Origin of the sequence: Brasilonema bromeliae SPC951 (genome assembly GCF_012912135.1) — a bacterium.
Taxonomy (GTDB): domain Bacteria; phylum Cyanobacteriota; class Cyanobacteriia; order Cyanobacteriales; family Nostocaceae; genus Brasilonema; species Brasilonema bromeliae.
On sequence record NZ_QMEB01000041.1, the window covers coordinates 1 to 13,641 of the forward strand.

Consider the following 13,641-nt stretch of genomic DNA (forward strand, 5'->3'; position numbering starts at 1 on the left):
CTTCGGGATTCATAAGTAATTAAGCGAACTTAATATGACTCAGTTTGAGGGGCGCAAAACATGAGCAAGATAAAACCTGAAGTTGCTAAACGACGCATTGAGTCTTTTGAAAAACGCTTTGGAGAAGCACACCTGTATTTAGCGTATCATGCTGCTTTTCCCTTATCACTCACACCAGATTTGTTATACCGTATATGGGCTAACTTCCACCGGGATATTCATGGTGAAGTGCTAGGCATTCCCTGGATAGCTGTAGCAGATTTACTGCTTTCTAGTTTATGCGATGAAGTGGGGCATGAACTTTACGAGATGAATGTCGCAGTGCGAAATCTACTGCTGAGTCAATTGAAGGAAGATAAAAAGTTCGGTCAACAGCGGATTTATGAACTGTCAGACTTTTTACTTGAGTATGTACAGCAGCAGCTTTTGAGTAATGATCTCGATATCCGCGACTTTGCCCAGGCTCAACGGTGGATAGCTTTAGCATATACGCGTACGCAACCTAGTGAAGCAGTTCGAGAACTGGCGTTAGCACTTTCTGGAGCCTATCAAAAGGATAGAGGGGATCTCATCCGATTGGCATCATTGGTAGAAACTTTAGCAGAACCACTGGGCGGATTGGAAGAATTCCAGCCGCTGTTGATTTATGCTCGTGGGATGGGAAACTTTGCTGGTGGTAATTTGGAAGCTGCAAAAAATGAACTTGGCAAAGCGCTTGGGAAAGGAAACGAAATTAGAGTTGCTGAAATAAGTTTGCCTATTCCTAAACAAATAAGAGCAAAACGCCAGCAAGAAGAAGCAGAGAGATTAGGGCGACAGCAAGAAGCAGAACGGCTGAAGCTGCAGGAGGCGGACAGACGCCGACAGCAAGAACCAGTAATAACCCGACAACAGTTTTTAAAATGGGTAGGCTTAGGAGTAGCAGGCTTAGTGACAGCAGTGGTAGCGGGTAAGATTTTTATTAGTAGTCTAGAGTCTACTTCCAAAACTACTGCAGATGCACCTAGTTCTGCGACAGAACAAGCGACACAACCACCATCTGCACAAGCTACACAAGCTGCTCAGAAAGATGCTCTGAGTGAAATCCGCAGAAAACAACTTAATGCTGACATTCGTGCTCGTGAGGGGCGGAACGATGCATTCAATGATGGCAGTGCTACAAAAAGAGCTGCACGTGACATTGAAAGCAAAGTTCGCTCTAAGTTAGAAGCTAATATCCCTAGCGGTCATTTAACAATTGCAGCTTCAGAAGATGGCACAGTAACAGTATCTGGAACTGTAGCTAAAAAAGACCAGTTAGCTAAAATTGACACTTTGCCAAAACAAATCACAGGCGTTACAAAAATTGTTAATAGAGCCACAGTTGCTCAAGAGTGACTCAGGAACAGTACCAGCAAGTAATGGGTAGTAATCCGTCCAACTTCAAAGGCGCAAAACGCCCTGTAGAGAAAGTGTCCTGGAATGATGCGGTGGAGTTTTGTAAGAAACTCAGCCAAAAGACTGGGCGCAAATATCGCCTACCGAGTGAGGCGGAGTGGGAATATGCAGCACGTGCAGGAACGACAACACCATTTTACTTTGGCCAGACGATTACGACTTCCTTAGCCAACTACAATGGGAGTTTCACTTATGCTTCTGAACCAAAGGGCGAATATCGTCAACAAACAACAGAAGTAGGAAGTTTTCTACCCAACGCCTTTGGATTATACGATATGCACGGAAACGTTTTCGAGTGGTGTCAAGATACTTGGCATGAGAGTTATAAAGGAGCACCTAGTGATGGTAGTGCCTGGGTAGATAATGATAATCAACGTTACATGCAGCGTGGTGGTTGTTGGGACTACAATGCAGTCTCCTGTAGTTCGGCGTGTCGCGCCTACAACGTTGCGGGCGTCAGGTACTTTGGCAACGGTTTTCGTGTTGTTTGGGCTGGGGCGTGGACTATTTAGCCCTTGACACTTTAACCCTTTTTACCCTTGCCTTTTTTTTGTCACGCTCTGCGCAATCAAATATTTTTTATTATTTTCAACTTAACAAAAGGCTCAACGATTAGTCAACAGAAAATTCATCAGACTGAAAATCTAAGTTTGTCGGTAGGCACTACCTACTTTCCTATGTCATTCGTAAGCATTGGACAGTAGCCAGCCAACGTGTATTCACTGATGTCAAAATTCTCTAGATTCAATAACAATTACACCTCTGTTTGCAGTGCGATAAGCTGAAGGCTTTAAGCTCCGCTTATCGCGCCTTGCGCGGCTCCCTGGTGGAGCATCGCTCCCCCTAACCCTCCATCAAAATCCCCACTAAAATCTGCATCAATACTTCCAAATCCGTAGGAACTCGAATACAGCATTAAATACTGAGTGACTACCCTAATTAACTCATAGCCGAGTATCAAACCGATCATATAATTTTATTAGTTTAATTTTAGGTATAATTAGTGGCTTTTGATAACGTTTGTAAAATATTAGCAGAAAAATATCCAACTGATTTTGCACATTGGTTGCTACCGGACGAACCACGAAAAGTTAAATTATTAAAAACTGAATTGAGTATCGAACCAATTCGAGCAGATTCTATAACATTTTTACAAACAGAGAATCGTATTTTACATCTGGAATTTCAGACAACAGCAAAATCTGAAACTCCTATTCCCTTACGAATGTTGGATTACTTTGTCAGGTTAGTGCGAAAATATGATGTTCCAATAACGCAAGTAGTAATTTTCTTGCAACAGACAAGTAACGAAATCGCTTTTACCGAAGAATATGTAAATGAGATGACAAATCATCGCTACCGAATTATACGAATGTGGGAGCAAGATTCGGCGTTATTTCTGAATAATCCTGCGTTATTACCGTTAGCACCTTTAACACAGACAGATTCACCCCAATGGTTATTATCGCAGGTTGCCCAAAGTATTGCTAGAATTTCGGATAGGGAGACAAGGCAGAATATTGCAGCTTACACAGAGATATTAGCAGGTTTAAAGTTTGAGAAAGATTTAATTCAGCAATTTTTAGGAGAGGAAATTATGCAAGAATCAGTAATTTATCAGGATATTTTGCAGAAGGGAGATAAGCAAGGTGAAGAACGTACAATTATACGCCAGCTTAATCGGCGTTTTGGTGAAATAGATTCATCATTAATTGATAGAATTCGAGTGCTATCTGTTGAAAAGCTAGATGATTTAGCAGAAGCATTACTAGACTTTTCAGAAGTATCTGATTTAATAGCTTGGTTAGACGAACAAGAAGAAAATTAATTTCAGGTGAGTGATGCGATGGCACGGAGTGCCCGCCAAAGGCGATCGCCTCTCCTAACCCTCCATCAAAATCCCCACCAAAATCTGCATCAACACTTCCAAATCCGTAGGAACTCGATACAGCATTAAATGCTGAGTCACTACCCGTGAGGAACGATGAAAACTCCCAAACTGCCAAATATCGCCTGTTGTCACAGCACCATAAAGAATCGAGTCTTCCGACTCCACCCAACTATCAAGAGCAATCAACTCAGCCGCTAATTGAGTAAATCCCCGTGTTAAGTCTGCCTACTTTGCTTCCACAACCAGCACACTGTGTTTTGATTATATATAGTAGTCCAACTCTCCTCTGAGAAACTGATCAACCTCAATTGGGTACTCAATATTTACTGTAGCTTCTGTGATGTGCGCTACTTCCAGAACGATAGGAGCAATTAAGACTTCACGTCGCGCCGCACTGGTTAAGCTAACACGAGCAATTCCTTCTTCTAAGCGCTGGCGCAAGTCTGGGAGTCTGGTAAATTGACTGAAGGACGCCATTGGTAAATTGATTGTCTCCCTAACCAAACTTACTCCCAACTCCTGCAGAATATCCGCTGGCGCAAATTTCATCAGAAAGTAACTGCGGAAAGTGTAGGTTTCATTAGGTTTTAGGATAGGGGGACGTGGCGTGCGCTTAGTCATTGCATATGCTTTCCATATATATATTGATGGCAGCTATCACTGTTATACCAAGTTGCACTAAATTACCTCACCACCTGCCCCTCTCTTTAATCTACCGTCTACACACCGGATCGCTTTCACCTCACCCTCGCTTGAATCGGCGCTAAAATCTTTCCCTCTCCTTACTAAGGAGAGGGATGCCCGATAGGGCAGGGTGAGGTTTAAGTCGTGAATGCAACATGCGTATTACTATTGCTAAGAGTAGTGCGATTGAGGAAGAGCGATGCTGCAAAGCAGCCGCTACGCGATCGCCTTTAAAAAGATTAAAATCCGCATCAAAGTGATATTCTATACTCTATGTTAAAAAACTGAATTCGTGAAAACTGACAGCATTTTCTATCGCCTATTTCAAGAATTTCCCAGCATCTTCTTTGAACTCATCGGTGAACCACCACAAGAAGCTAACGCTTATCAATTTTCATCAGTTGAAGTCAAGCAAACAGCCTTTAGGATTGATGGTGTCTTTCTTCCTACTAAAGAAAGTGATAACCCTTCGACTGCTTTTAAGCTGAGCGAAGCCGAAGCTTCGGCTGCGCTCAGCACAAGTCCGCTCAGGGTGAACCCCATTTATTTTGTGGAAGTCCAATTTCAAGGAGATTCAGAAATTTACGCGCGACTGTTTGCAGAAATCTTTTTGTACCTGCGGCAAAATCAACCACAAAATGATTGGCGTGCTGCGGTGATATATCCTACCAGAAGTATAGATACAGCAGATAGAAAACATTATCGTGAATTCTTTAGCAGTCAGCGTGTTAGCCCTATCTACCTTGATGAATTAGGTGAAGCTGTATCGTTACCCATTTCCATTGCAACAGTCAAGTTAGTGATTGAGAATGAAGATACAGCGATCAACAAAGCAAGGGAGTTGATAGATAGAACTCAACAGGAGATAAGCTCACAACAGCAACAGCGGCAATTACTACAATTGATAGAGACTATTTTAATTTACAAGTTTCCGACAATGAGTCGAGAGGAGATAGAGGCTATGTTTGGATTGAGTGAGTTAAAGCAGACAAGATTTTATCAAGAAGCTTTTGAGGAAGGTAAGCAAGAGGGACGTTTGGAAGCTCAACTAGAAACAGTACCCCGTTTCTTGGCATTAGGGTTGACTGTAGAACAGATAGCACAGGCGTTAGGCTTGAGCGTACAGGAAGTGCAACAAGCACTGCAACAGCAATCTTCCAATGAGAGTAGTCGTTGAAAAAGGTTGATGGGGATAATTTTCACCTTTGATAGCAACTCAATATTAAGGCGTTCCATGCACTTTCACGCACAGGTACCGATAAACGCGATAATTTCTTCTATACAGCAGTGCTGACTAGGAGAGACCACCATGACATCGCAAGAAATCGTGATCTGGCTACAAGAACGCACGGCTTTAGGAATTCTGTCGCCTGAACCTTTGAATGCGATACGCGAAGCGTCAGCCCTTTGGGCTATCGCCCAAGTTATCGAAGAACAAGTTATCCCACCAAACCACCGTCTAGTAACAGAAGGGACTCCACCAGAAGCGCTTTACATTCTCCTTGAAGGTCAGCTAGAAAGCGATAGCAACAATAAAACCAACCCAGCCTTAGCTATTGGTTTCCTCCCCGGTTCGATCATTCATCTGCAAGAACTCATGTTAGATGAATCGGCTCAGCGTACAATCACAACAGTCACAGAATGTCATTTATGGGTTGTGCCTGCGGATAAATTTCGGGAATTACTCACCCAATACCCCGAAATTGCTCAAGCTGTTTCTCGCCAAATGGCACAGGAATTGGCTCAACTTACCTCTGCTCTCACCTACGAACAAGAACGTTCCACTGCGTTGCGACCATATTTAGTCCCCAAGGCGGAACGTGGAATTGTGGGAACAAGTCGCTATGCTGTGCGCCTGAGACAGGAAATTCGAGAAGCTGCTAATGATCGCAAGTCGGTGATAATTTTTGGGGAACCAGGGTTAGGAAAAGATACTATAGCTGCTCTGATTCACTTTGGTTCCAAACAGCGACGAGAACCGATTATTAAAGTTAACTGTAGTATTCTCCAGACAAGCGGTGCTGATTTGTTTGGTCGCACCGGAGGTAAACCAGGACTGCTGGAATGGCTTGGGGAAGGCACTTTAGTTCTGAACAACATTCAAGAAACACCGCCAGAGTTGTTACCGGTGTTAGCAAGTTTACTAAAAACGGGCAAATACACCCCTGTAAGCCGTTCGGGAGAAGCAACTCCTGAACCCCGTGTCAGTAATGCTCGCATCTTGATAGTTGCAGAAAAAACTCAGCCGCAAATTGAACGCTGTGTCGGTCATATTATCAAAGTCCCACCACTGCGGGTACGGAAAGCTGATATCAAAGCGCAGATTGAATACTACATCAGTCTTTACACTCGCTCAAGAGGTATTTCTAAACCAAAAGTCACGCCAGAAGCTTTGCGCCGTTTGCAGTCCTATGATTTCCCTGGCAATTTGAAAGAGTTGCAAAATTTAGTGGAACGGGCGATTGTTCAAGCTGGGGAGGCAAAAGAACTCACAGAAGAAATTTTCTGGGCAGTTGATACTAAGAAGAAGCAATTTCGGGTGAATCTGTTGAATGCCTATCCTGAATTACGAAAGTTTCTTCGTAGTCCTTGGTGGCCTGATCGCATTAACTATGGTTTTACTTTAACAGCATTTGCCATCCTTGTAGGAGTATTGTTTTTTGGTCCGCAAACGCGCGATCGCAATTTCGCCCTAAATCTATTTTGGGCTTGGTGGTGGCCTTTCTTCCTACTAGCATTTCCCTTTCTTGGTCGCGTTTGGTGTGCAGTCTGTCCCTTCATGATTTACGGGGAAATAACACAAAAACTCTCCCAAAAGTTCTTTCCTGGAAAACTTAAACGCTGGCCCAGACATCAAGCGGAAAAATGGGGCGGATGGTTTCTCTTTGGGCTGTTTACTCTCATTTTCCTATGGGAAGAACTCTGGAATTTAGAAAATACAGCATATCTTTCTGGTTGTTTGCTGCTTTTAATTACCGCCGGTGCAATGATATTTTCTGCCATTTTTGAGCGGCGGTTTTGGTGTCGCTATCTTTGTCCCATCGGTGGAATGAATGGGTTATTTGCTAAACTCTCCATGACAGAACTACGAGCGCAACAAGGTATCTGTTCTGCCACTTGTACCACGTATCAATGCTACAAAGGTGGACCTCAGAAAGGAGAGGGGATGGAAACTGGCGGGTGTCCGTTGTACTCTCACCCAGCACAATTGGAAGATAACAGAGACTGCGTGCTGTGTATGACTTGTCTCAAAGCCTGTCCCCATCGTTCTGTTGAGTTCAATTTACGTCCTCCTGGGGTTGAATTGTGGACAACTCACATACCCCATAGCTATGAAGTCGCACTGTTATTTTTACTATTAGGTGGAGTATTCCTCCATCACTTAAGCGAATTGCAGTCTTGGCTGGGCTTACATTTGGATTTAACCCAGTTTTTACCTCACTTGGGATTATCTTTGCTGGCTCTGCTTATCCCAGTGGCTATCCCTTTTTTGGCATATGGAATTATGCAAATATTATATCTAAGTAACAAAGGTTTAAAGTCCACTCAGCAAAATCCGAAGCCGCGACGATTTGTAGAGCTTGCTTATGGCTACTTACCACTCGTACTAGGCGGAAACTTAGCTCATTATCTGCGTTTGGGTTTAGGGGAAGGAGGGCGGATTTTGCCTGTCACTTTTGCGACTTTTGGTTTGAAGAGTGAACAATTATTTACACTGGTGGCTCATCCAGCGGTAATTGACTTTTTGCAAGGTAGTACCCTGATTGTTTCAGTTCTGTTAACGATAGTGTTAACACAAAAAATTGCTCGTCAACCGATGCGTTCGCTCTTTTGGCAACACTTAGCTGCTATTGGACTAGGAGCCAGTATGTGGGCGATTATTGTATCTGGTTTATAGGTTTGTAGTGAGCACTTATACGCGCGTTGTATTCATACGTATTACCCTCCGGGGAAGACCTCCGGTCTCGCTGCGAATCGCGCCAGATGCAGCCCGGTGGGAGACCCTCCTGCAGCAGGTTGTCGTCACCTCACCCCGCCCTTACGGGCACCCCTCTCCTTGCTAAGGAGAGGGGCAGGAGGTGAGTTTTTGAACGGAAGTATTAAGCACCATTGCTACACAAATTTGAATTTTGAATGAGCGAATTTTGAATTATTTATGGCAAGTTTTATAGAACCACCACGGTTACGAATTGGTGAAGACAGCGAAGAAGAACGACGCGCCACTTGGTTAGAACTTTTCTATGATTTGGTGTTTGTCGTTGCTGTCTCTCAACTCGCCCACTATCTTCACGATCATGTTTCGCTATCAGGTGTTTTGGGATTTGTAGCTCTTTTTATTCCTGTTTGGTGGTCATGGATTGGTACCACATTTTACGCTAACCGCTTTGATAGCGACGACGTAACACATCGGTTACTAACTGCTGTGCAAATGCTGGCTATTGCTGGACTAGCTGTCAATGTCCATCACGGCTTAAGTGAAAGTTGCACTGGCTTTGCCCTTTCCTATGCTCTCGGTCGAGTTGTACTTGTTGTAGAATATGTCCGCGCTGGATGGCATATTCCCACAGCACGTCCATTGACAAATCGTTACGCCACAGGTTTTACAATTGCAGCTGTCCTTTGGGTTATATCAGGATTTGTACCAATTCCTTGGCGTTTTGTATTCTGGACATTGGGACTCATTATTGATTTTGCCACACCTCTTTCGGCACGCAAGCTACAGCTAGAACTACCTCCCCACTCCTCTCACTTGCCAGAACGTTTCGGACTGTTTACCATGATTGTCTTGGGCGAAGCAATTGTCGCGGTGGTCGATGGAGTTTCCGAGCAGAACTGGGATGTTTTAACCGTAATCGCCGCAGTGTTCGGTCTATGTATCGCTTTTAGCTTATGGTGGGTGTATTTTGATAACCTTGGTGGCACACCTATTCAGAAGGCGCGGACAGAAGGACGGGTAACCATTTTCAATGTCTGGCTTTACACCCATCTACCCTTGGTTATGGGTATTGTTGCTGCTGGAGTCGCCGTGGAACTAGTATTGTTGAGCAAGCCAATGCTAGCGCTATCCGATGCAGTACGATGGCTACTTTGTGGCTCCATAGCATTATGTTACCTAGGTTTAGGTATTCTCCACCGGATTGGGGTCATCCGCTACTGTAAAAGCCGTGCCAAGTTTCGCATTGGAGCAGCACCTATTATTTTGGCGATCGCACTTTTTGGTAAAGATTTGTTACCTGTTGCGGTCATTGGACTGGTAGCCTTGGTTTGTGCTGTGCAAGTTGTGCAAGATGTAACTCAAAGTCGTCCTACAACACGCTTGGTTGAGCCAGAAATTTAGTTTCAAATACTTGATTAGAATTAGCCGCCGCGCAAGCCCCCTATTTCGCTATAGGTGGGGCACGGCTTAAAATAAGTAGTAATACTCGAAAATAAGCGGCGTTGGACGAGCAATTAAGCATGAGTGCTTCCATGAGAGATATTATCACTGTCTACATTTGGTTTCCCAAGGAGTTCTTAGGTCACGCTTCAATGCAGGTAGGCATAGATACTTATATAAGCTTTTGGCCTAACAAAGAAATTATAAATAGGTCATCAATGCAGACTAGTCAAAGTATTTTTAATCATAAAAACCAAAACATTAATCAACTTTTATTCCAGCATTTGGCTGATATTAGAAGTACTAGTTATGAAGACGATTGTTTGATTTTAGGTCAAGCTGACTCTCAAAGAGAAGCAGACTGCAAAGTTGAGTTATTTAACCTACCTAAGGAGCCGATAAAAACATTTTGGAGAGAATTTACCAATCAAAAAAATTCTTACCACTTGATAAAAAGAAACTGCTCATCAGTCGTTGCAGAAGCTATAAATGAAGGCTGGAAAGCTTATATCGGTAAGGGTAAAAACGCAGGTAATAAAAGCTTTGCAGATTTTGAAAACCAAGTTGAATATAAAATTCCGGATTTTGAAGCTTTAAGCTTTACGACAGCCGCATTAAATTTCGGTAAATTGCTTTTTTGGTCTCCAAAACAAGTTTTACTTTATGCACAAATGGTCAAAAGATTAACAGATTGAAAAAAAATACCCTCAAATTTGCAATTATCGTGTTGTCAGCTACAGTTCTACCAGAGATAAATAAGCAAAAATGAGAAGAAATCTCTAAAAATGCAGCTTTATCCTGTAAGTCATGCTGCCATTACATGAAACCTCGAATCATTGTCTGTGGATTAAGTCGCACTGGATATAAGGTCTTTCGTTTGCTGCGACAACAGGGGGCGTTCGTCGTTGGCGTTCATCATCAACCCATTCCAGGCGAATCATCAGGAGATCTGATTGTCGGCGACTTGCAAGCAGCTAGTACCCTAACAGCAGCAGGAATTCAGCAGGCACACACTTTGGTGATTGCTGGATCTAACGATGAACTGAATCTGTCAATTATGATGCAAGCGCGGGTGTTGAATCCGCAAATTCGGATTATCAACCGCTTTTTTAATACAAATTTGGGCGATCGCCTAGATAAAGCTGTCCCTAACCACTTAAGTATGAGTGTTGCAGGTTTGGCAGCACCCGTGTTCACCTTTGCGGCTTTAGGAAACCAAGCAATTGGACAAATCAAACTTTTCAAACAAACTTGGCCTATCCACGAAGAATATATAGATAAAAATCATCCGTGGCTAGGTCGCAAGCTGAGTGATTTGTGGAACGATCGCTCGCGGATGATGATTTACTATATGCCAGTCAAGGGCGAGATGGATTTGGTTGCTGCAGTGTTGTCTGGACAAGAGTTAAAGGTGGGCGATCGCCTGATCATTGGTACTCAACCGTGTATCGGTTCCACCCGCAAATCAGTCATTGCAAAACTTCTCAAAGTCCTAACCAATTTGCGCCAGTTCAAGAAACACGCTGAATCAGTTGTGGCAATGACTATTGTACTTTTTGTTATTATTGTGATTGCTACTGTCACCTACACTTCTACGAATACAAATATTTCTATTATCGATGCCCTCTATTTTGCAGTAGGCATGATTACGGGAGCAGGTGGTAATGACAAAGTAGTACAAAATGCTCCTGGCAGCATTAAATTATTTACCGTTTTCATGATGCTGATTGGGGCTGCTGTCATAGGTCTATTGTACGCGCTGCTCAATGATTTTGTTTTGGGTAGTCGCTTCAAGCAATTTTGGGATGCAGCACGAGTTCCTCACCGCCATCACTACATTGTCTGTGGCTTGAGTGGAATAGGTATAAAAGTTGTTGAGCAACTCTCTGCAAGCGGACATGAGGTCGTCGTGATTGAGCGCGACTCTAACAACAAATATGTCAACACTGCTCGTGGAGCAGGTATTCCTGTCATTTATGCTGATGCTAGTTTCTCAGCCACACTCAAAGTCGCTAATTTAGATTCTGCTGCTGCAGTGCTTGCTGTCACAGGTAACGATGCGACTAACCTAGAAGTTGCCCTTAAGGCAAAAGGCATGACACCCCAAGTGCCAGTCATAGTCCATTACGCAGACCCCGATTTTGCTCGTATGGCACAAGAGGTGTTTGACTTCGAGGCAGTCTTGAGTCCTGCTGAACTCGCAGCCCCAGCCTTTGCAGCTGCTGCACTGGGTGGAAAAATACTCGGCAATGGCATTACAGCAGATAGTCTTTGGGTTGCTTTTGCAACTTTGATTACACCCGTACACCCTTTTTGTGGTCAGCTGGTGAAAGATGTAGCCATGTCTGCTGACTTTGTTCCTTTATACTTAGAGACGAATTACCAAACTCTTCACGGCTGGGATTTACTGGAAATGAGTCTGAGCGCTGGAGATGTGTTGTATTTAACAATGCCAGCAACACGGTTGTATCAGTTGTGGCGTAGTGCGCCACCGCAGCTTATGGCGAGTTAGCTGCAGCGAACTGGAAACATAAACGCCCGAAACTGCAAACGAAGTAGCGATTATCTGAACTAATCCGTTCAAAAAAATATCTGTTTTATCCAAACATATATGTTTAGTTGAAATCCCCATCATCGATTCCAAACAAAATATTGAATCGACAGTCTGTCGATTAATTACCTCTGGTTAATCGAACGTGTTCTAAAATCTGCTGCTTGCGCTCAACCGAGTTGGATTTAGAATTATTAAAGCTGCTTGTACTCCGAGCCACGTGCTCCAGAATTCTTTTTTGACGGTCAGACTGTGAAGCCATAATTTACCAAGTTAACTACAGATTACTAGAGCAAAAAATCTTGATTAGCAAATGCATCCATTTACGATGGTTTGAGCTTTGCCATGATTTTTGCTTCATCTTAACGCGGAGACTTACAGCCTTCATAATTCTTTAGGAGGAATATAAGATAAAGTCTTTATCTTTCATCGTTCAACCTTACCAGCAAACAATATTAAACACTTTCCATCCACGCAACACACTTGTGCATTTGCTGACTCATAGTTTCCACATCAGCATGATACCTACGCCCATGACCTGGAAGCACCCACTCAAACGAGTAGTTAGCCAGATCACGCATCGATTTAATTTGCTCTGACCAAGAGTACCAACAGTGATGGGGAAAAGCAATGAGTTGCTTGAGACTATCAGACCATGCCAAATGGTCGCCAGTAAATAAAAACTTGTTTTTGTAAAGTAAAACAGTGTGTCCTTTGCTGTGTCCGGGAACTGGAATAATGAGTACATCAGGGGCTAACTCAAATGGTTCTGTTCCTGTCAGTTGAATTTCCACATCGCGAGTCCCAGAAGTAATATCATCCTCGTGGAGGATGCGCTGACACTGAAAATGCTCTGCGAATTTTTGATGATCCGCCACATCATCTCTGTGAGTCAGGTACATATAACGAATTCCCCCCATCTGTTCCAAACGTTTCACCAAGGGAGGAGTAAACCGAGGAGAATCTACCAGAATATTACCCTCAGGTCGTTCAATGAAGTAGCTACCAGCGCCGTAAGAGTTTTCCGAATGATAGCCGCAGTGGTAGACATTATCCTCTACAGGAATAGGAAAACTGACTTGAGCAACTTTGACATCTTGGGGCTTTTCAACTGTACCAATGGAACTGGTGGGACAAGCTAACAAAGCTTGAAGCGCTGCTAATCTTTGAGCCTCATTAACTGGTTGGTGATAAACCACCGACTGTTCATCAACTTCTGTAAACACCTCTGGAGCCATCCACCGGCACGTATCACAATCTATACAGGAAGTATCAACATAAAAATCGCCACTGACATTTTGGGGGCGACGCAGATTTAAATGAGCCATATTAAACCTCTTTCACCCAACGACTTGCTGGGAAGGGAACAAACCCTGTATCTCCAGGTTAGCAAATGCTTGGAAGAACTCGTCAAAAAAGCAAAGCACCCAGAGGTTCTCTGAGTGTAAGTAATGATTATTCTGATGTCGAAACTTGTAATCGTTCGATTAAATTAAAGTTAAAGCATTAGTAAACCTTAGACAGGCTTAAAAAATTAGATAAAGTTTGGTAGTTTGAAATGAAAATGTTATAAAAAGCAAGAATTTACAGAATCAACCCTGGTATTCGCCGAACTAAGACTATTTAGCCTATTCAAGACTATTTATAAGAATCAGTCAGTTGTGATTCTTCGCTTTCTAAGCCAATCAAGCGATAAATGAA

At 43.2% G+C, this 13,641-nt stretch carries 11 protein-coding genes and 1 pseudogene; 8 read left to right on the forward strand and 4 right to left on the reverse strand.

The window, feature by feature from the left end; translation table 11 throughout:
- Positions 1 to 657: 657 nt before the first annotated feature.
- Complete coding sequence (locus DP116_RS30135) at positions 658 to 1,377, forward strand: BON domain-containing protein (protein WP_169154639.1); 720 nt, start codon at positions 658 to 660, stop codon at positions 1,375 to 1,377.
- Positions 1,374 to 2,053 (forward strand): annotated as a pseudogene (locus DP116_RS07665) (formylglycine-generating enzyme family protein); the annotation flags it as partial. The gene DP116_RS30135 and the pseudogene DP116_RS07665, both read left to right, overlap by 4 nt.
- A gap of 174 nt (positions 2,054 to 2,227) precedes the next feature.
- On the opposite strand, the gene DP116_RS07670 reads toward DP116_RS07665, so the two are convergent.
- A complete protein-coding gene (locus DP116_RS07670; RefSeq protein WP_169154619.1) occupies positions 2,228 to 2,407 on the reverse strand; it encodes a hypothetical protein in 180 nt (59 codons plus the stop codon).
- A 33-nt stretch (positions 2,408 to 2,440) separates the two neighbouring features.
- Between DP116_RS07670 and DP116_RS07675 the strand changes: the two genes are divergently transcribed.
- Positions 2,441 to 3,265, forward strand: coding sequence for a DUF4351 domain-containing protein (locus DP116_RS07675; protein ID WP_169154620.1), 825 nt, complete (start codon positions 2,441 to 2,443; stop codon positions 3,263 to 3,265).
- Between the two features lie 54 nt (positions 3,266 to 3,319).
- Here the strand turns inward: DP116_RS07675 and DP116_RS30140 are convergent, their stop codons facing one another.
- Positions 3,320 to 3,514, reverse strand: a complete 195-nt coding sequence (locus tag DP116_RS30140; protein WP_339381648.1) for a hypothetical protein — start codon at positions 3,512 to 3,514, stop codon at positions 3,320 to 3,322.
- 75 nt (positions 3,515 to 3,589) lie between these two features.
- A complete protein-coding gene (locus DP116_RS30145) occupies positions 3,590 to 3,949 on the reverse strand; it encodes a hypothetical protein (protein ID WP_339381649.1) in 360 nt (119 codons plus the stop codon).
- A gap of 355 nt (positions 3,950 to 4,304) precedes the next feature.
- Here DP116_RS30145 and DP116_RS07685 point away from each other — a divergent pair, with 355 nt between their 5' ends.
- The 5 genes from DP116_RS07685 (at position 4,305) to DP116_RS07705 (ending at position 11,901) form a co-directional block, all read left to right on the forward strand.
- Complete coding sequence (locus tag DP116_RS07685; RefSeq protein ID WP_169154621.1) at positions 4,305 to 5,189, forward strand: Rpn family recombination-promoting nuclease/putative transposase; 885 nt, start codon at positions 4,305 to 4,307, stop codon at positions 5,187 to 5,189.
- A 132-nt stretch (positions 5,190 to 5,321) separates the two neighbouring features.
- Positions 5,322 to 7,910, forward strand: coding sequence for a sigma 54-interacting transcriptional regulator (locus DP116_RS07690; RefSeq protein ID WP_169154622.1), 2,589 nt, complete (start codon positions 5,322 to 5,324; stop codon positions 7,908 to 7,910).
- A 258-nt stretch (positions 7,911 to 8,168) separates the two neighbouring features.
- Positions 8,169 to 9,350 (forward strand): low temperature requirement protein A, encoded by a 1,182-nt coding sequence (locus tag DP116_RS07695; RefSeq protein ID WP_169154623.1) that lies wholly within the window; start codon positions 8,169 to 8,171, stop codon positions 9,348 to 9,350.
- Positions 9,351 to 9,469: 119 nt separating this feature from the next.
- Positions 9,470 to 10,084 carry a hypothetical protein gene (locus DP116_RS07700; protein ID WP_169154624.1) on the forward strand — a complete coding sequence of 205 codons (615 nt, stop codon included), beginning with the start codon at positions 9,470 to 9,472 and terminating at the stop codon, positions 10,082 to 10,084.
- Positions 10,085 to 10,209: 125 nt separating this feature from the next.
- Positions 10,210 to 11,901: an NAD-binding protein gene (locus DP116_RS07705; protein WP_169154625.1), complete on the forward strand. Its 1,692-nt coding sequence runs from the start codon at positions 10,210 to 10,212 to the stop codon at positions 11,899 to 11,901.
- Between the two features lie 494 nt (positions 11,902 to 12,395).
- Here DP116_RS07705 and DP116_RS07710 read toward each other — a convergent pair whose 3' ends face one another.
- Positions 12,396 to 13,268 carry an MBL fold metallo-hydrolase gene (locus DP116_RS07710; protein WP_169154626.1) on the reverse strand — a complete coding sequence of 291 codons (873 nt, stop codon included), beginning with the start codon at positions 13,266 to 13,268 and terminating at the stop codon, positions 12,396 to 12,398.
- Positions 13,269 to 13,641: the final 373 nt, after the last annotated feature.